This window comes from Solemya pervernicosa gill symbiont (assembly GCF_002020875.1).
GTDB lineage: Bacteria > Pseudomonadota > Gammaproteobacteria.
The window spans coordinates 40,910-59,508 of record NZ_MPRL01000050.1 but is presented as its reverse complement, the minus strand read 5'-3'; the positions used below and the strand labels follow the sequence as shown (position 1 = coordinate 59,508).

General features: G+C 55.2%; 21 protein-coding genes and 1 tRNA gene. 21 read left to right on the top strand and 1 reads right to left on the bottom strand.

Annotated elements, in window-relative coordinates; all coding sequences use genetic code 11:
* The first annotated feature begins 150 nt into the window (after positions 1 to 150).
* The 14 genes from BOW52_RS11510 to BOW52_RS11445 all read left to right on the top strand — a co-directional run bounded on the left by BOW52_RS11510 (position 151) and on the right by BOW52_RS11445 (position 11,507).
* Positions 151 to 1,209 (top strand): glycosyltransferase family protein, encoded by a 1,059-nt coding sequence (locus tag BOW52_RS11510; RefSeq protein ID WP_078484219.1) that lies wholly within the window; start codon positions 151 to 153, stop codon positions 1,207 to 1,209.
* Positions 1,206 to 2,150, top strand: coding sequence for a sulfotransferase (locus BOW52_RS11505; RefSeq protein ID WP_078484218.1), 945 nt, complete (start codon positions 1,206 to 1,208; stop codon positions 2,148 to 2,150). Before BOW52_RS11510 ends, BOW52_RS11505 begins: the two co-directional genes overlap by 4 nt.
* A gap of 67 nt (positions 2,151 to 2,217) precedes the next feature.
* A complete protein-coding gene (thiS, locus tag BOW52_RS11500; protein ID WP_078484217.1) occupies positions 2,218 to 2,424 on the top strand; it encodes a sulfur carrier protein ThiS in 207 nt (68 codons plus the stop codon).
* A 38-nt stretch (positions 2,425 to 2,462) separates the two neighbouring features.
* Positions 2,463 to 3,263, top strand: a complete 801-nt coding sequence (locus BOW52_RS11495; protein WP_078484216.1) for a thiazole synthase — start codon at positions 2,463 to 2,465, stop codon at positions 3,261 to 3,263.
* Between the two features lie 36 nt (positions 3,264 to 3,299).
* A complete protein-coding gene (trmB, locus tag BOW52_RS11490) occupies positions 3,300 to 3,983 on the top strand; it encodes a tRNA (guanosine(46)-N7)-methyltransferase TrmB (RefSeq protein ID WP_078484215.1) in 684 nt (227 codons plus the stop codon).
* 112 nt (positions 3,984 to 4,095) lie between these two features.
* A complete protein-coding gene (locus BOW52_RS11485; RefSeq protein ID WP_078484214.1) occupies positions 4,096 to 4,563 on the top strand; it encodes a Na+/H+ antiporter subunit E in 468 nt (155 codons plus the stop codon).
* Positions 4,564 to 4,568: 5 nt separating this feature from the next.
* The gene (locus BOW52_RS11480) at positions 4,569 to 4,832 is read left to right on the top strand and encodes a monovalent cation/H+ antiporter complex subunit F (RefSeq protein ID WP_078484213.1); all 264 of its coding nucleotides are present in this window, start codon (positions 4,569 to 4,571) and stop codon (positions 4,830 to 4,832) included.
* A complete protein-coding gene (gene mnhG / locus BOW52_RS11475) occupies positions 4,829 to 5,179 on the top strand; it encodes a monovalent cation/H(+) antiporter subunit G (protein WP_078484212.1) in 351 nt (116 codons plus the stop codon). The genes BOW52_RS11480 and mnhG overlap by 4 nt, the downstream gene beginning before the upstream one ends.
* Positions 5,180 to 5,181: 2 nt before the next feature.
* Positions 5,182 to 6,144: a DUF4040 domain-containing protein gene (locus BOW52_RS11470; RefSeq protein WP_078484211.1), complete on the top strand. Its 963-nt coding sequence runs from the start codon at positions 5,182 to 5,184 to the stop codon at positions 6,142 to 6,144.
* Entirely contained in the window at positions 6,141 to 6,515 is a 375-nt protein-coding gene (locus BOW52_RS11465) for a cation:proton antiporter subunit C (protein ID WP_078484210.1), read from the top strand. The genes BOW52_RS11470 and BOW52_RS11465 overlap by 4 nt, the downstream gene beginning before the upstream one ends.
* Positions 6,516 to 6,561: 46 nt before the next feature.
* The gene (locus tag BOW52_RS11460; protein WP_078484222.1) at positions 6,562 to 8,040 is read left to right on the top strand and encodes a monovalent cation/H+ antiporter subunit D family protein; all 1,479 of its coding nucleotides are present in this window, start codon (positions 6,562 to 6,564) and stop codon (positions 8,038 to 8,040) included.
* Positions 8,037 to 9,497, top strand: coding sequence for a proton-conducting transporter transmembrane domain-containing protein (locus BOW52_RS11455; RefSeq protein WP_078484209.1), 1,461 nt, complete (start codon positions 8,037 to 8,039; stop codon positions 9,495 to 9,497). Before BOW52_RS11460 ends, BOW52_RS11455 begins: the two co-directional genes overlap by 4 nt.
* A complete protein-coding gene (locus BOW52_RS11450) occupies positions 9,494 to 9,808 on the top strand; it encodes a hypothetical protein (protein ID WP_078484208.1) in 315 nt (104 codons plus the stop codon). The genes BOW52_RS11455 and BOW52_RS11450 overlap by 4 nt, the downstream gene beginning before the upstream one ends.
* Entirely contained in the window at positions 9,801 to 11,507 is a 1,707-nt protein-coding gene (locus BOW52_RS11445) for a Na(+)/H(+) antiporter subunit D (protein ID WP_078484207.1), read from the top strand. The genes BOW52_RS11450 and BOW52_RS11445 overlap by 8 nt, the downstream gene beginning before the upstream one ends.
* Before the next feature lie 245 nt (positions 11,508 to 11,752).
* On the opposite strand, the gene BOW52_RS11440 is transcribed toward BOW52_RS11445, so the two are convergent.
* On the bottom strand, positions 11,753 to 13,540 hold the full coding sequence (locus tag BOW52_RS11440; protein ID WP_236725724.1) for a SulP family inorganic anion transporter: 1,788 nt from the start codon (positions 13,538 to 13,540) through the stop codon (positions 11,753 to 11,755).
* A gap of 327 nt (positions 13,541 to 13,867) precedes the next feature.
* On the opposite strand from BOW52_RS11440, the gene BOW52_RS11435 reads away from it, so the two are divergent.
* The 7 genes from BOW52_RS11435 to BOW52_RS11405 all read left to right on the top strand — a co-directional run bounded on the left by BOW52_RS11435 (position 13,868) and on the right by BOW52_RS11405 (position 18,588).
* On the top strand, positions 13,868 to 14,761 hold the full coding sequence (locus BOW52_RS11435) for a phosphoribulokinase (RefSeq protein ID WP_078484206.1): 894 nt from the start codon (positions 13,868 to 13,870) through the stop codon (positions 14,759 to 14,761).
* 237 nt (positions 14,762 to 14,998) lie between these two features.
* The gene (locus BOW52_RS11430) at positions 14,999 to 15,841 is read left to right on the top strand and encodes an HDOD domain-containing protein (RefSeq protein WP_135622309.1); all 843 of its coding nucleotides are present in this window, start codon (positions 14,999 to 15,001) and stop codon (positions 15,839 to 15,841) included.
* A 143-nt stretch (positions 15,842 to 15,984) separates the two neighbouring features.
* Positions 15,985 to 16,215: a hypothetical protein gene (locus BOW52_RS11425; RefSeq protein ID WP_078484204.1), complete on the top strand. Its 231-nt coding sequence runs from the start codon at positions 15,985 to 15,987 to the stop codon at positions 16,213 to 16,215.
* A 236-nt stretch (positions 16,216 to 16,451) separates the two neighbouring features.
* The gene (gene rplM / locus BOW52_RS11420; protein WP_078484203.1) at positions 16,452 to 16,880 is read left to right on the top strand and encodes a 50S ribosomal protein L13; all 429 of its coding nucleotides are present in this window, start codon (positions 16,452 to 16,454) and stop codon (positions 16,878 to 16,880) included.
* 17 nt (positions 16,881 to 16,897) lie between these two features.
* Entirely contained in the window at positions 16,898 to 17,290 is a 393-nt protein-coding gene (rpsI, locus tag BOW52_RS11415) for a 30S ribosomal protein S9 (RefSeq protein ID WP_078484202.1), read from the top strand.
* A 15-nt stretch (positions 17,291 to 17,305) separates the two neighbouring features.
* Positions 17,306 to 17,379: transfer RNA gene (locus tag BOW52_RS11410), tRNA-Gln, on the top strand.
* Positions 17,380 to 17,565: 186 nt separating this feature from the next.
* Positions 17,566 to 18,588 (top strand): porin, encoded by a 1,023-nt coding sequence (locus tag BOW52_RS11405; protein WP_078484201.1) that lies wholly within the window; start codon positions 17,566 to 17,568, stop codon positions 18,586 to 18,588.
* Positions 18,589 to 18,599: the final 11 nt, after the last annotated feature.

Genomic DNA, 18,599 nt, shown 5'->3' with positions numbered 1-18,599 from the left:
CGACCTCATTCAGCGCTGGGTGGAATCACACCCGTTCAGAAGTTGAATCAGGCTGCATGATCCCTACTTATGAGAACCATTATTAATGGGGGGATTACCGTGTCCCAGTGGTACGACTCTCTCAACACTAGCTATCCAGGTATTTAATAGATGCGCATTGTGCACATCGACAATCTTATGATCAGGCGTTTCGGTCGGACCAAGGTCTCGACTGGGCGGCGGCTCTTCAATGGCATGGTGCGTAACAACTATAAGGTCTGTGAGTACTCTGATCGTGATATCTCCAGTTTTACTGCGCCGCTGAGGATCAAACCACTGGGGCGGGCGCAGGCGAATCGCCATCTGATCGAGACATGTGAGAACTTCCGTCCTGACTTCATTCTGATGGGCCACTGTGACCTGATTGAAAACGAGACGCTGGCCGAGATTCGCAAACTGCTGCCTGCGGTGAAGATCGCCTATCGCAATCTCGACCCGCTCTGGGACGAGCATGAGTCGGTCAAAATGCGAGAGAGCAATATCTCAAAAATCCAGCACCGTATGCCGGTAGTCGATGCGATCTTTATTACAACCGGTGGCGAGCTGTTGAAACAGTTTCAGACCGATCAGAATGTCGTTGCCTTTCTGCCCAACGCCACCGATGCCGGTTGGGATGATCAGAACAATGCCGAGAAGCGTGAGTTCAAGCGCGACCTGATGTTCTGCGGTGTCGGCAATAAGAGTGATGACCGTTATACCTTTGCCGGTGAGTTGCATCAGGCTCTAGGTGATCGAGTCAGCTTTGAGAGCTTCGGCATGCACGGCTACCCGGCGGTATGGGGGCTCGACTACGAGGATGTAATCGCGACCAGCAAAATGGGGCTTAATCTCAATCGTTACGAAGGCTATCCGCTCTACTCCTCTGATCGTATTGCGCAGCTCATGGGCAATGGTTTGTTGACCTGCCTCTGGGATAGTCCAGAGAGTCGCATGCGAGAGTTCTTCAGTGATGAGCAGGTGCTCTTCTTCCGTGATCTCGATCAGTTGGTAGAAAAGCTAAAGGTGTTCAAGGCGGATGATGCCCAGCGCCGCGCCGTGGCCGCTGCTGGGCGCGCCCACTACCATGAACATTTCAGTGGTGAGCGGGTGATTAAATATATGGTCGAGACCACCTTCGGCCTCCCCTATAGCTACGATTATCTGTGGCAGAACGAGGTCTATCGCCGATGAGCGAGCAGCAGGTCGTAGTCCACATCGGGCTCTCCAAATGTGCCAGCACCTATCTCCAGAAGACGATCTTTCCGGGTATGGGTAACTACTCCAATGTCGCCTTCGCGCCGCGACGAGAGAAGTACCATCTCTTCTACGATGGCATGACCCCCGACTCCTATCGGGAGATTGTCGCCCGTCACATGGTCAACCCAAATCCGAAGAGTCGCTGGCTGGTGCTCTCCTGTGAGGACTACACCGAGCTGATGTTCCAGGGTTTTGAGGATGTCTTCTACGATTGGGAGCGTGTTGGGCGTGAACACTACCGCTACTCCAATAAGATGATCGCTGAGAATATCGCGCGTACCTATCCAGGGGCGAAGATCGTAGTGGTGATCCGAGAGCAGATCAGCTGGGCGATCAGCCGTTACAAGATGAACTACCGTGGTGGTAAGACTTCGGCCGGTATCGATGAGCTGATGGCCGAGCCGCTGGAGGGTTACGATGTGATGGTGGAACGCTACCAGCGGCTGTTCGGGCGCGAGAATGTGCTGGTGATGCCGCTTGAGATGATGCGTGAAGACCGGGACGGGTTTGTTAACCAGATCACCCGCTTTATTGGTGAAGAGCAGCGTGTCGATGCCCCCGATCTGGCGGTCAATGCGGCACCGGAGTTGCTGCGTACGGTGGAGTATGAGCGGCTGAAAAATCGCTGGCGGCTCAATATCCACCGCACCGGCTGGCTAACGATGCCGGGACGTTTTCTGATCGGTGCCGTAGCTCGGCTGTTGGTCGGACTGACGAAGCCTACCTTCTATCTGAAATATGGCAGTGAGATCTACTCTGCTGCGCCTTCGGAGCAGGTCGTGGCTCGACTGCATCCGCTATTGGCGGAGAGTAACCGTAAGCTTGAGTCGCTGACCGGGCTGGAGTTGGCCAAGTATGGTTACATCGTCGATTAACCCACCATCGGCACGGGGTGTTGTTGTAGAATGGTCGTCCGAGTTTTTGATTTCCGACTGAATACCTATGAATATCACAGTTAACGGCGAGCCGCGTGAGATCCCCGACGGGAGCACACTGGCTGGATTGGTTGAGATTATGGACCTGCATGGGCGTCGTCTCGCGATCGAACTGAACCTTGAGATCGTACCGCGCAGCGAACACGAGAGTCAGGCGCTGCAGGATGGTGACCGGCTGGAGATTGTGCACGCCATTGGTGGCGGTTACCGTTAACCACCCGTCTTTCAAATAGCTAACTAGAAGATAGAGTAATGACAGATTCCAAACTTTCAGCTGATAGCCCACTGGTGATTGCCGGGGTTGAGTACGGTTCACGCCTGCTGGTCGGTAGCGGCAAATATAAGGATCTCGAAGAGACCCGTCTGGCTACCGAGGCGAGTGGTGCCGAGATTATTACCGTGGCGATTCGTCGCACCAATATCGGCCAGAATCCCGATGAGCCCAATCTGCTTGATGTGGTGCCGCCTGAGAAATACACCATTCTGCCCAATACAGCCGGCTGTTATACCGCCGATGATGCGGTACGTACCTGTCGTCTGGCACGTGAGCTGCTTGATGGCCACGACCTGGTCAAGCTCGAAGTGCTCGGTGATGAGAAGACCCTCTTCCCTGATGTGGTCGAGACACTGAAGGCGGCCGAAACGCTGATCAATGACGGTTTTAAGGTGATGGTCTACACTACCGACGATCCAATCACTGCCAAGCGTCTCGAGGAGATGGGGTGTGTGGCGGTAATGCCACTGGCTGCGCCAATCGGCTCTGGGCTCGGTATCCGCAACCCCTATAACATCCGTCTGATCATCGAGAACGCCAATGTGCCGATTCTGGTCGATGCCGGTGTCGGTACCGCCTCCGATGCGGCTGTGGCGATGGAGCTTGGCTGTGATGGTGTGCTGATGAATACAGCCATCGCCGGGGCAGGTAATCCGGTATTGATGGCCTCTGCGATGAAAAAGGCGATTGAGGCGGGCCGTGAGGCCTATCTGGCTGGGCGTATGCCGCGCAAGCTCTATGCAAGTGCCTCCAGTCCTATCGACGGAACCTTCTTCTGATTCTGCTTGGCACAAGGATGTGCCAGATATCCTCCCATGAGTGACACCATTCGACGCATCCGCTCCTTTGTTCGCCGCGAGGGACGCTTTACCCCGGGGCAGCAGCAGGCGTGGGAGCGCTTGATGCCGCAGTTCGGCATTGAGTTTAGCGACCAGCCTCTCGATTTTGAGCGGCTATTCGGTCGGGATGCCCCCGTCACACTGGAGATCGGCTCCGGTAACGGCGAGACACTAGTCACCCTGGCTGCCGCCCATCCTGAAAACGACTACATCGGTATTGAGGTTCATCGCCCTGGTGTCGGACGACTGTTGCGCCGTATCGAGGAGCTGGAGCTGAGCAATGTGCGGGTGATCTGTCACGATGCGGTTGAGGTGGTGGAGAGGATGGTGCTCGATGCGTCGCTCGATGCGGTGTTGCTCTACTTTCCCGACCCGTGGCACAAGAAACGCCATCACAAACGACGCATTGTCCAACCACCCTTTGTGACATTGATCGCATCGAGGCTGAAGGCGAATGGTCTCTTCCATCTGGCAACCGACTGGGAGGATTACGCGTACCATATGGTCGAAATTCTCGAGGCAGAGCCGCTGCTGGAGAACAGTGCAGATAAGGCGCTCTTCGTCGATCGCCCCGAAGAACGCCCATTGACCAAGTTCGAACAGCGTGGATTGCGTCTTGGTCACGGGGTGTGGGATCTACACTATCGTCGACGCTTGTAGCATCGTGCGCCTGCTTGTTCTGTGCGAAATGGCGTGGGTAGAAATCTGCTGCCTGAACACATAAGATAACTGCCCAAGGCATTGGTGCCTGCTTTAATGGATAACAAGAAGAATGCCTCTCCTTGCCTCAGCTGTACTGCTCTGTCTGTTCTGGTTACTGCTCTCCGGTCACTATACCGGGCTGTTGCTGAGCCTGGGTGTGCTTTCGGTGCTGCTGGTACTCTGGACTGCGCGGCGCATGAACCGTGTGGATGGCGCATCGGTGAAGGCCAAGGTTTCGCTGAGCTTTTTCGGTTATATCTTCTGGTTGCTCTGGGCTGTGGTCAAGGCAAATGTCGATGTGGTGCGCCGCATCTGGGACCCGGAGATGCCGATCGATCCGCGCTGGCGTCGCCTTGATATCAAGGTGACATCAAATCTGGACAAGACCCTCTATGCCAACTCCATCACCCTCACTCCCGGCACCCTCACCACCGAAGTGTGTGAGGACCACTTTCTGGTTCACGCCCTCTCGGAGGAGGGGATCAGAGATCTGGAAGAGGGTGAGATGGAAAGACGCATCCAACGGTTGGGGCTCTAATCCCGATGTTCTTAGCCGCCGTCATCGCTATCCTTGTCACCATGGTCCTGGCCCTGATTCGGGCCTTTAGTGGTCCTAGCGTCTATGACCGCATGTTGGCGGCGAACATGTTCGGCACCAAAACCGTGCTCCTGATCGCCGTTGGCGGATACGCCATGGGCTGGCCCAGTTTTGTCGATGTGGCCCTGCTCTACGCCATGGTCAATTTCGTCAGTACCATCGCGGTTATGCGCTTCTTCGAATACGGCGTTTCGGAGGATCGCTCATGAGTGCGGTGATCGATCTTGCCAGTTGGATTTGTCTGCTCGGCGGCGGTTTCCTCTGTATAACTGGCGGGGTCGGTCTGCTGCGTTTCCCTGATTTCTTCTCGCGTGTGCACGCTGTCGGTGTGACCGAGACCCTGGCAGCACCGCTGTTGCTACTGGGAGTGATGCTGCAGATGGGCTTCACCCTGGATGCCGCCAAGTTGTTGATGGTGCTAGTTTTTGTGCTGGCGACCAACCCGACGGCCAGCCATGCCATGGCCAAAGCGGCACTACACGGTGGGCATAAACCGCAGTTGGCGGATGATCAGGATGCTGTGCCCGGAACGGATGAGGAGAAAGCGTCATCGTAGCGATGCTCGATATGGTCCTGCTGGGCTTTCTGGTGATCACCTCTGTGGCAGCTATTCGTCACCATGATCTATTTGTGGTGGTGATGCTGTTTGGTATCTACAGCTTCCTATCTGCGGTGCTGTTCATGAGTCTCGATGCCGTAGATGTGGCCTTCACCGAGGCAGCAGTGGGTGCTGGTGTCTCAACGGTATTGATGCTCTCTGCTTTGCGTCTGACGTACCGTTATGAACAGCGCCCAAAACATGGACGCCTGATACCGTTGATCGTGGTGGCAGTGACGGGTGCGGCCCTTATCTACGGTACTCTGGATGCCCCGCTGCTGGGGGATGCCAACTCGCCCGCTAATCAGCATGTGGCGCCACGCTATATCGAACAGGGACCACAAGAGGTTGGGGTACCGAATATGGTTACGGCGGTACTGGCCAGTTACCGTGGTTATGACACTCTGGGTGAAACGGTGGTGATCTTCACTGCTGGTCTGGCGGTACTGCTTCTGCTCGGTATTCGAGAGGGGCCGCAAACTCGCCCCGGCCGTAGCGCAATTGGTGATCAGGTGGTGCTGCGTATGGTGGCCAAGGCCTTGATGCCGTTTATTTTTCTCTACGCGCTCTATGTACAGTTTCACGGCGACTATGGTGCTGGCGGTGGCTTCCAGGCGGGAGTGATCTTCGCTACCGGTTTTGTGCTCTACGATCTGATCTTCGGCGAGGGTGACACCCGACTGGTGGTGCCGCCGCGCATGTTAGCGCGCTTGGCCGCCCTGGGCGTATTGATCTACGGCGGCGTAGGCATATACAGCCTTCTGGCCGGGAAAAACTTCCTCGACTACTCGGCCCTGGCGCAGGACCCGGTTGCCGGTCAGCATCTGGGTATCCTGCTGGTTGAGCTCGGGGTTGGCATTACTGTCTTCTCGGTGGTGCTGACGATCTTCTACGCCTTCTCTGGACGGAGGCGTATGCCATGAGTGAAATTCCCGGTCTGTTCAACTACTGGGTGGCGATCTTCCTGATGATGGCAGGTTTCTATGTGGTCATCGCCCAGGGTAATTTGGTGAAGAAGGTCGTTGGCCTTGGCCTGTTTCAGGCTTCGGTTTTCATCTTCTATATCTCCATCGGTAAGGTGGCCGGCGGTAGTGCGCCCATTTACGATCCAGCTGTAACCCTCTATTCCAACCCCTTGCCCCATGTGCTGATCCTCACCGCCATCGTCGTCGGCGTGGCCACCACCGCGGTGGGGCTGGCGTTGATTGTGCGTATCCGTGAGGCCTACAACAGCGTGGAAGAGGATGAGATACAGGCGATGGATAACGAAGCGGATGAGCGTGAGGAGTTATGAGTAGCGCAAGTGACAGGCTCTATCTGAGAAGGGGAATGGTTTGAATCTGACAGACCATCTATCCGTCCTGGCTATTATAATCCCGTTGCTGGCGGCACCGCTCTGCGTGCTGGTCGCCCGTGGGGGGGGCGCCTGGCTGGTCGCCCTGGTGGCGACGTGGAGCAGTTTCTTCGCCGCAGTTGCCCTGCATGCACAGGTGATGGACTCGGGTACGGTCAGCTACCTGCTCGGTGGTTGGGCGGCACCCTGGGGCATTGAGTATCGCGTTGACCTGCTCGGCAGCTATGTGTTGCTCATCGTCACCGCCATTGCCGCGCTGGTAATGTGCTTTGCCCGCCTCAGCGTGGAACGTGAGATCCCGGAAGAGAATCATGCCCAGTTCTATGCGGCGCTGCTGCTGGCCCTGGCTGGCCTGGCCGGGATCATCACCACCGGTGATGCCTTCAATGTCTTCGTCTTCCTCGAGATTTCGTCGCTCGCCTCCTATGCGCTAATCAGTATGGGCAAGGACCGACGCGCCCTCAGCGCAGCCTTCCAGTATCTGGTGATGGGGACTATTGGTGCCACCTTTATCCTTATCGGTATCGGTTTCCTCTACATGATGACCGGCACCCTCAACATGCAGGATCTTGCCACGCGCCTGCCTGAGTTGACCGATACGCGCACGGTACGCGCTGGGTTCGCCTTCCTGGTGGTCGGCATCGGTCTTAAGTTGGCGCTCTTCCCGCTGCACCTCTGGCTGCCCAACGCCTACGCCTATGCACCTTCGGTAGTGAGCGCACTGCTGGCGGCGACGGCGACCAAGGTGGCGGTCTACGCCATGCTGCGCTTCATGTTCACCATCTTCGGTGTGGAGTTCGCTTTCGATGCGATGCCGCTGGGTCTGATCCTGATCACCCTGGGTATGGTGGCGATCCTGACCGCCTCACTGGTGGCGGTGTTTCAGGAGAATATTAAACGTCTGCTGGCCTACTCCAGTGTTGCGCAAATCGGTTATATCGCCCTTGGTATCGGCCTTGCCTCGGCCACCGGCGTGACCGCGGCGGTACTGCACCTCTTCAATCACGCCCTGATGAAGGGGGCGCTGTTTCTCGCTCTGGGTGCAGTGGTCTACCGGATCGGTGTCGTCTCACTGCATGATTTCAAGGGTCTTGGGCGACACATGCCCTGGACCATGGCGGCGATCGTTATCGGTGGCCTCAGCCTGATCGGTGTTCCGCCTACCGCCGGCTTTGTCAGCAAGTGGTATCTGGTGCTCGGTGTGCTGGAGCAGAATCTGTGGCCCCTGGCGGTGTTGATCCTGATCGGCTCCTTCCTCGCCCTGATCTACGTCTGGAAGATTATCGAGGCGGCCTACCTCTCTACCCGTGACAAAAAGGCCGCAGCCGTGGCGGAGGCGCCCTTCTCACTGCTGCTGCCGGTGTGGGTGTTGGTGGGCGCTAATCTCTATTTCGGCATTCACACGGATCTGACTGTGGGTGTTGCCGAACGGATTGCGAATCTATTGCTGGGGGCAGGAGGATGAGCCAGGAGTTACTGCTGCCGGCAATTCTGTTGCTGCCCCTGCTGGCCGCCATCGGTATTGTCTACACCGGTTTCTCGCCGAATCTGCGCGAGGCGGTGAGTCTGCTCTCGGGGGGGCTGCTCTTCATTCTGGTGGCGATTCTGGCCTCTGGCATGCAGTGGGACCAGCCGCCTACCTGGATGATGGCTGAACCTTTCCCCGGTCTGGGGCTAGTGCTGAGCCCCGACCCGCTGGGTATCCTGTTCGCGTTAATCGCCAGCTTCCTTTGGCCGATCACGGCGGGCTATGCCATCGGTTATATGCGCAGCCATAACGAGCATCACCAGACCCGTTTCTTCGCCGCCTTCGCTGTCTCCATCTTTGCCACCATGGGCATCGCCATGGCCGGTAACATGCTGACGCTGTTTGTCTTCTACGAGATACTGACCATCGCCACCTATCCGTTGGTGACCCACGCCGGTACAGAGAAGGCGCGCAGGGCGGGGCGGGTCTATCTCGGCCTGCTGATGGGGACCTCGGTCGCCTTCATGCTGTTGGCTATGGTCTGGACGTGGCTGATCGCCGGTACACTTGACTTCACCAAGGGCGGAATCTTCCCGCCTGGCAGTGATAGCGCCGTTCTTGGTGTGCTGCTGCTGCTCTTCGTTTTTGGTACCGGTAAGGCGGCTTTGATGCCCTTCCACCGTTGGCTGCCTGCAGCGATGGTGGCGCCAACGCCCGTCTCGGCCCTGTTGCATGCTGTAGCGGTGGTGAAGGCGGGTGTGTTTACCGTGTTGAAGGTGGCGGTCTACATCTTCGGTCTCGATCAGATCTCGTCGTTGGCCAGTGCCGATTGGCTGGCCTATATCGCAGCCTTTAGCATCGTGGCTGCCTCGTTGGTGGCGATGACCAAGGACAACCTCAAGGCGCGACTGGCCTACTCGACGGTCAGCCAGCTCGGCTATATCGTCATGGGTGCCATGCTTGGCGCGGCCGCCGGTGTGGTCGGTGGCAGCATGCATATCGCCATGCACGCCTTCGGCAAGATCACCCTCTTCTTCTGTGCAGGCGCTATTCTGGTTGCCGCTCACAAGAGCAAGGTGAGTGACCTCAACGGGATAGGCCGCCGTATGCCGCTCACCATGTTCGCGTTCCTGATCGGTGCACTTTCGATCATCGGGTTGCCACCGATGGGCGGTACCTGGAGTAAATGGTTGCTGGTGCAGGGTACGCTGGATACCGAAGCGTGGATTCTCACGACAGTGCTGTTGGTTAGCTCGCTGTTGAATATCGCCTACCTGCTGGCGGTGCCACTACGCGCCTTTTTCGCCAAGCCCAGTAGCTATGCAGCCGAGGGTGGGATCAAGGAGGCGCCAATTGCCAGTCTGATAGCTATTGGCATTACGTCTGTGGGCTGCGTCCTGCTCTTCTTCTATCCCGATTCCCTCTATCAGCTGGCTGGAGAGATAGTGAAATGAGCGACGATGATAAGAGAGAGTATCTCTTCGACAAGCCGAGGAATGTGAAGCTGGTAGTGCGCGCCCTGCTCGCTGTCTGCGTGATCCTGTTTGCTCTGGATGCAGTACTGCATCGTCATGTGGCTCACCCCTGGGAGGCGTGGTTCGGTTTTTACGCTATTTACGGTTTTGTCGCCTGCGTGTTGCTGGTGTTACTGGCAAAGGAGATGCGCAAGTTGGTGATGCGTGATGAGAATTATTACGGTGATTCTATAGAGAACGAAGAGTTGGAGAGCGAAAAACAGGAAAGGGAGGAAGAGGACCATGCTTGAGTCGCTCACCTCTATTACTCCGGCACTGCCGCTGTTCATCGGTGCGCTGCTGGTCGCCGTGACACGCGGCATGCTTCGCAACCTGGTAATGCTGATCACGCCGCTGGTCGGCGCCTTCGGTGTCTACTCCCTCGATGCCGGTATGGCCACGCAGGCGCAGTTGATGGGGCTGGCGCTGACGCCAGTGCGCGTCGATCAGCTCTCCATCCTGTTCGGCTACCTGTTCCATCTCGCCGCCTTCATCGGTGTGGTCTTTGCTCTGCATGTAAAGGACAAGCTTCAGGATGTCTCCGCCCTGGCCTACGCGGGCAGTGCGGTTGGTGCGGTGTTTGCTGGTGATCTGCTCACGCTGTTTGTCTACTGGGAGCTGCTTGCCGTCACCTCGGCGGCCCTGGTCTTCGCACGTCGTACTGAACGCTCGTTGCACACCGGTATTCGTTACCTGTTGATGCAGGTCGGTTCTGGTGTGCTGCTGCTGGCCGGTGCCATCATCTATGCGAGTCAGGGGAATGGGCTTGAGTTCAACCACATCGGCCTGGATGCGCCGGGTGGTCTGTTGATCTTCCTCGCCTTCGGCATCAAGAGTGCCTTCCCCATGCTGCACAGCTGGTTGACCGACGCCTACCCGGAGTCGACCCCGACCGGTACCGTCTTTCTCAGTGCCTTCACCACCAAGGTGGCAATCTATGCCCTGGCGCGTGGCTATGCAGGCACCGAGATCCTGATCTACATCGGCGCCCTGATGGCCTGCTTCCCGATCTTCTATGCGGTAATCGAGAATGACCTGCGTCGCGTACTCGCCTACAGTCTGATCAACCAGCTCGGCTTCATGGTGGTCGGAATCGGTATCGGCACCGAGCTGGCATTGAATGGAGCGGTCTCTCACGCGTTTAATGATGTGCTCTTTAAAGGCCTCTTGATGATGAGCATGGGTGCGGTGCTCCATGTCACCGGCGAGATCCGAGGCTCCGAGCTGGGCGGGCTCTATAAGAAAATGCCGAAGACGGCGATCCTCTGCATGATCGGTGCGGCATCGATCTCCGCCTTCCCGCTCTTCAGCGGCTTCGTCAGCAAGTCGATGGTTGTCGCTGCGGCCTTGAATCAAGGTTATGAAGCGATCTGGCTGGCGCTGCTGTTTGCCGCCGCAGGGGTATTCCACCACGCTGGCATCAAGATTCCGTTCTTCGCCTTCTTCCATCACGACTCGAAGCATGTCGCTACCGCGCATGAGGCCCCGACCAATATGCTCATCGCGATGACTATCGGCGCCTTTTTCTGTATCGGTATAGGCAGCTTCCCGCACTATCTCTATGCACTGCTGCCATACCAGCTCGACTACTCTCCCTATGACGTCAGTCACGTACTGGCACAGCTGCAGCTGCTCGCCTTCTCGGCACTTGCCTTCACCTGGCTCAAACTGGCGCACATCTACCCGCCGGAGCTGAAGTCGGTGAATGTCGATATCGATTGGCTCTACCGCCGCATAATGCCCGATTCTGTGCAACTGCTCCTGGCTCGTTTGGCCCCTATCGACCGCAATCTGCGGACGGGTGGGCTAAGGGTGATCGAGTCGTGCATCAAGGGCCTCGTCCACCACCACGGTTCCTATGGCATTCTCGCCCGTACCTGGCCTACCGGCAGTATGGTGATGTGGGTGGCGGTGCTGTTGGGTCTGTCTCTGGTGCTCTACTACCTGTAAGCAAATGGTATAGATCCTGGCCCACCGCTAATTTGGCGGGGGCTGTCTATCTGCCTGTGTTCTCCTGTGCACGGCGTGGTGCAGGTGGTTATCTACTTATTGGTCTGTTGTAATGAGGATACCCGAGGTTTATCTGAGAAGATGGTTGGTGGTGGGCGAGTTGCCCTGATCTTGTCAGATGTCGAGAGCCACAAAAAAGGGGCCATTTGGCCCCTTTTTTGTGCATGTTGTGATCTATCTGTTGATCACGCCTTCTCAGGCATCAATGGACAGAAATTGCCCTCATCGCCGTAAGGATTGATCTGGTCGTAGATAGCAGAGAGTGCCTGGTCCTCGGTGGCGTAGATATTGCCGCTGCCGAGTATCTCGTAAAGGCCGGTGTGGCGCATCACATCAAGTACCTGGCGTTTGAGGCCAGAGACCACCATGAAGATGCCGTTACCACGCAGGCGTTCGATCAGGTGACGCAGCACCTCTTCGCCCGAGGCGTCCATCTCATTGATGCCATCACCCACAACCAAAACATAACGTGCGCTGGGCTTGTCAGCTACTGCGGCGAGGATGGTGTCTTCGAAATAGGCGACGTTGGCGAAGTAGAGTGAACCGTCGAAGCGAATCAGGATGATACGCTCATCGGTGGGAAGCTCCGGATAGACTCGTAGGTCACGCAGGGTGCCATCCTCAAAACGACCAAGTTGGGCAACGCGTGGGCTTATGGTGCGGTAGAGGTAGAGCAGGATGGCTAGACCAGCACCGACCATGATGCCTTTGTCGAGATGTGGAGCGAAGCCAAGGGTGGCGACAAAGGTGACGATTGAGGCAATACCATCATGCTTGCTGGCGTGCCAGGCGTGGATTACAGCCTTGAAGTTGATCAGGCCGATAACCGCCATGATGATTACAGCAGCCAGTACCGCCTTGGGCAGGTGGTAGAGCAGTGGGGTAAGAAAGAGCAGGGTAATGACCACGATTACGCCGGTGAAGACTGAGGACATACCGGTCTTCGCGCCTGCGCCGAGGTTGACCGCAGAGCGGGAGAAGGAGCCGGATGCCGGGTAGGACTGGAAGAAACTACCAGTGATGTTGCCGAGCCCCTGACCGATCAGTTCCTGATTGGGATCGATACGATCCTTGGTCTTGGCAGCCATCGCCTTGGCAATCGAGATTGCCTCCATGAAACCGACCAGTGAGATCACGATTGCGCTGGTGATGAGGGTGCCCATCATGTCGAGATCGAAGGTTGGCATGGTGAAGGAGGGCAGACCCTCGGGGATGGTGCCGACCACGGCACCGGGGCGCATTGCTTCATAACCGACCATCCAGCTCACTACGATGGTACCGGCAACGGCAACCAGAACGCCGGGAATCTTCGGCAGATACTTCTTGAAACCCCACAGGATCAAGATCGCGCTAGCACCAAACAGGAACGTTGGAATGTGGGTGTGATCGGGAACCTGCTGAATCACCCCCCAGATATCGTTAACGAAGCTTTCACTGCGCTCTTTGCTCACGCCGAAGATCTTGTTTAGCTGCGACAGGCCGATGATCATCGCGGCAGCGTTGGTGAAGCCGACAATAACGGGGTGGGAGAGGAAGTTGACGATAACGCCAAGCTTAAACACGCCGAGGAAAAGTTGGAAGGTGCCGACCAGAAAGGCGAGCAGGATAGCGAGCGGCGCATAGATGCTGATCATCTGCGCTTCGGTCATGGCACCCGGATCTCCAACCAGAGGGATGATCGCCGAGGCGGTCAGTAGTGATACCACCGCCACCGGACCTGTAGCCAGCTGCTTTGAAGAGCCCCAAAGTGCCGCGATGATCACCGGCATAAAGGAGATGTAGAGACCGTAGTATGGGGGGAGTCCAGCCAGCTGCGCATAGGCCATCGACTGGGGGATCAGTACCAAGGCAACGGTAATGCCTGCGATCAGATCAGCACGGATGGTGGTTGGGTTTTTTGCTTCTCCCAACCAGTTCATGAATGGCAGGAGTTTCATCCAGGGTTTTGTTTCGGACTGCTCTGACTCGCTCACTATGGGCCTCTTATGCGTTTTTAAGTTATCGATCAAAGGGTTTCGGTTAACCGCGTATCTTAAACTAGTAGCCCGCCTCTTTATAGTGGTTGTCTCCTCGGAGATAGTATTGCATCGCTCATAACCCAGTTTAAAAGTCAGAATTTGGTGTATTTTTGTGGCCGAAAATGGTTCAATTGACGGCTTCGTGTCGCAGTCTAGTGCGGCACAGACCGAATTTGGGTGGCCTCCATAGTAAATATGTTTGGGGGTGCACTGGGAGCACGCTGGATATTCCGCGTACCCAATTATTAGTTTTGAATTGAATAAAAAGTTAAGGAGATTGATATGTCTGCCAAGCATCCCGTTGTTGCGGTTACCGGTTCTTCCGGTGCAGGTACTACCACTGTAAAGAACGCCTTCGAGCACATTTTCTATCGTGAGAACATCAAGCCGCTGGTTGTTGAGGGTGACTCGTTCCACTGCTTTGATCGTGCTGCGATGAAAGAGGCGATGGCCAAGGCTGAGTCTGAGGGTAACCGTTACTTCAGCCACTTCGGTCCTGAGGCCAACCACTTCGATAAGATCGCCGAGACCTTCAAGTCCTACAGCGAGACCGGTACCTGCAAGCGTCGCTACTACATCCACAGCGATGAAGAGGCGGTTGAGCACAACGCACGTCTTGGGGGTACCGACTACACTGCCGGTCAGTTCACTCCCTGGGATGATATTACTGAAGAGACCGACCTGCTCTTCTATGAGGGTCTGCACGGTTGTGCGAAGGATGGCAACGCGGATGTCTCCAAGTACGCAGATCTGAAAATCGGCGTTGTACCGATCGTTAACCTGGAGTGGATCCAGAAGATCTTCCGTGATAATGCACAGCGCGGTTACTCGGCTGAGGCAATTGTAGATACTATTCTGCGTCGCATGCCTGACTACATGAACTACATTACCCCGCAGTTTTCACGCACCGACATCAACTTCCAGCGTGTACCGACTGTTGATACCTCAAACCCTTTCATCGCGCGCGATATCCCGACGCCTGATGAGAGCTTTGTGGTTATCCGCTTTAAGGATCCGAAGAAGTACAACGTTAACTTCCAGTATCTGCAGAGCATGATTAAGGACAGCTTTATGTCTCGTCGTAACACCCTGGTTGTTCCGGGTGGCAAGATGGGCTTTGCGATGGAGATCATCCTGACCCCAATTATGGAAGAGATGATGGCCAAGCGCGGTTAATCGCTTCCGTTTAAAAAGGCCCGTTCAGCTCAGGTTGAACGGGCCTTTTTATTGCCTGCTGATAGTTAGTTAACACAATTGCTGGGTGTTTTAGTGGCTTTTTTAGTAAAGATTTATGGGTACGACGATGAGTTAGTGTATTATCCATTTACGAAGTAGGTCTTAGGAAGCAGGAACGGACTACGGATTGGTTGAGAACAACAATAAGATAGTTAGGACAGCAGTTTGATCTCCAGTTTGCACGACAAAATTATCTCCCTTGATGGGCTTCCGATCATGCCTGATGCTGCGCGTCAGTTGCTCTATATACGGAATGATCCGCACGCGGGTGCCTACGAACTTGCCCAGATCATAGAGCAGGACCCGGCGCTGACAGCGCAGGTGCTGCGTTACGCCAACTCCCCCATGTTTGCACGTCGCGGTGATATCGATTCTATCCAGGCCGCAGTTGCGCGGGTGCTTGGTTTTGATTTTGTGCTGCATCTCGCGCTGGGCATGCTGGTTGGTAGTAGCATGAAAACAGCGCCCGTGAAGATTGCCGGTATGTCGCTATGGGAGCATGCAGTCTACAGCGCGCAACTGTCGCAGCGGCTGGCTGAGGAGATGCCAATGTCGCATCGGCCGCAGCCGGGTGTGGTCTATCTGGCGGGGCTGCTGCACGATATTGGTCATCTGATGTTTGCCTATCTTTTCCCTGAGCGAATGGCAGAGTTCTCTGCGTCAATTAATGAGCATCCAGAGCAGACGGTCTTGGAGCGTGAGGCATCACTGTTTGAAATGAGCCATGCAGAGTGTGGTGCCCTGTTGCTTGATGTCTGGGGGCTGCCACAGGAGTTGGTCGCCGCAGCCCGATATCATCATGACTGTTTCTTTTCTGGTGAGCATGAGGCGATCACAAGGATAGTGTTGCTCTCTGATCGATTGCTGATGCAAATTGAGCAGAGCGATGCTGAGGGAGTGGAGCTGCCAGAGCAGGTGATTGCGGCACTTGGCCTCACTCAAGAGCAGATCAATAGGGTCTGGGATGGGCTTCTGGAACAGCGTGACGGACTTGATGCGATGGTTAAATTGTTTGCTTAAGAGTTCCTGGTAACCGATCAGATCTTGCGCTGCCGCGCGATATGACAACATAACAACGGTCTCGTTCAATTCATCACGCCTCAACCTCGCGGAGAAGCTGCCGATATTCATATTAGAAGTCGATTCTGATTTGGAGGTGTGTGATGGCTCATTTTGATATGGCTGAGAGTGATCTTCCGCTTGAGTGTTCCGGGGGTGAGAAGAGTGAAATTGCCTACATCGATGGCAATGGCTGGGTGCCTGAGCTGGCTCGGTTGGCAATGCAAGAGCCAGAAGCGCATCTGCATCACGAAAGTCCCTCCATATCGCACCCTCTAGCGGCTGTAGATCCTGATCATTTTTTGGGGCTGATGCGTGATCTAGAGGGAAATTAGATTAAATTCAACTTGGGGGTTGACACTAGGAGTGGAATATTAGAAAATTCTTACATGCTGATCTTTCAGCTGACTCCTCCATCCTCCTTTGGTGGATATTTTTTACGCGCGGCTCCTCACTTTGGCCGCGCTTTTTTTTGTCTGAAATTCAGGTGTCAGAAAGATCTTGTGTGAAGGGGGGGTCTTGGGTAATATACCCGGCTCTTTCTCAGGCTCTTGTTACGGGATAAGGCAACATGAAGACGTTTAGTGCAAAACCGGCAGAAGTAAAGCGCGATTGGTTCATAGTCGACGCTAGCGAAAAGACCCTTGGTAGGCTCGCGAGCGAAGTGGCTCACCGCCTGCGTGGCAAACATAAAGCAGAATATACTCCCCACGTTGATACCGGTGATTACATCGTTGTTATCAACGCGGAGAAGATTCGTGTCACTGGCAACAAGGCCAAGGACAAGATGTATTATCACCACACCGGCTACATCGGTAACCTCAAATCAATCAGCTTCGAGAAGCTGGTTGCCAAGAAGCCTGAGTCGGTAATTGAGCTGGCAGTGAAGGGTATGTTGCCAAAGAACCCACTGGGTCGCGCAATGTATCGCAAACTCAAGGTTTACGCAGGGTCTGAGCATAACCATGCCGCCCAGCAGCCCAAGCCTCTAGAAATTTAATACGGGACGCATAGCAGATGGCTGAACAGCAGAATTACGGAACCGGTCGCCGCAAGAGTTCAACGGCGCGTGTCTATTTGACCCAGGGTAAGGGCGATATCGTGGTAAACGGTCGCTCGCTGGATGAGTACTTTGGTCGTGAGACCGCACGGATGGTTGTTCGTCAGCCACTCGAGTGTGTTGAGATGCAGGAGAAGTTTGACGTTAAGGTTAGCGTCTGTGGCGGCGGTGGCTCAGGCCAGGCCGGTGCAATCCGTCTCGGTATCACCCGCGCACTGATGGCATTTGATGAGTCGCTGCGTCCTTCGCTGCGTAAGGCGGGTTATGTAACTCGTGATGCACGTGAGGTTGAGCGTAAGAAGGTCGGTCTGCGCAAGGCGCGTCGTGCCACCCAGTTCTCCAAGCGTTAAGCACACTATATATATTGGGGAATCGTCTAGCGGCAGGACTGCGGACTCTGACTCCGCCAACCAAGGTTCGAATCCTTGTTCCCCAGCCACAAGAGAAGCCGGTGCAGCGATGTACCGGCTATTTTTATCTCCAAGTGTTGCAAAAAATCAACAATTGAACTTTTTGTAGTTTTTTTTGAAAAAAGTGTTGCATTGGAGAAAAAGAGCGACTAATATCACTCTCGTCCGATGAATACACAACAACTGTTTTTATTAAATCCTTTAAGGAGATCTACATGAACAAGAAGCTTCTCGCTCTCGCAGTTGCAGCTGCAATGACCGCACCTATGGCTGCTAACGCAGACGTCACCATCTACGGCAAGATGCACGTCTCTATCGATGCTACCGATAGCTCAGATTCATCTGACAGCGACAACACCTCTATCTCAAGCAACTCTTCACGCATTGGCTTCAAGGGTTCTGAGGATCTGGGTAACGGCCTGAAGGCTGTATGGCAGGTTGAGAATGACACTGTTCTTGATGAGGCGGATGGCGCCAAGTGGGCTTCTCGCCAGTCTTTCCTCGGTCTTGCTGGTGACTTCGGTACCGTTGCAATGGGTAAGCTCGAAACTCCTTTCAAGCTGATGAACGTTAACCCCTTCGGCGACACTATTGGTGATAACCGCGCACTGCTCGGTACCAACAACGACACCAGCCACACCTTCAACATGCGTACCAAGAACACCATCGCATACATCTCACCAAACATGGGTGGTGTTTCAGTCATCGGCGCATACGTAACCGATCACACCAATGATACCTCTGCTGAGGATGACAACAACACCGACGCATTCAGCGCAAGCGTTAAGTACAAGAGCGGTGGCCTGATGCTGGGTGGTGCTTTCGAGCGTCACAACTTCAGCACTTCTGGGACTGTTGACGGCCTGCGTCTCGCAGCTTCCATGACCATGGGCGCTACCATGGCTGGTTTCGTTTGGGAGAACACCGACGGTCAGACTGACCACGACCGTGATGCATGGACTGTTGCTTTGACCCAGGGTTTTGGTAACAACAAAATCAAGGCTGCTTACACCACTGTAAACGAGTCTTCAAATAACCTTGATGAGGCTTCAATGTGGGCAATCGGTCTTGACCACGTGATGAGCAAGCGCACCACCGTATACGGTATGTACTCTTCACTGACCAATGATGACAACTCAGCACGTCAATTGGGTGTTGCAGGTCACGGCGACAAGCTGACTTCAGTCAGCGGCGGCGACCAGAGTGGTTTCTCTATGGGTCTCGTACACACTTTCTAAGTTCTCTTAGA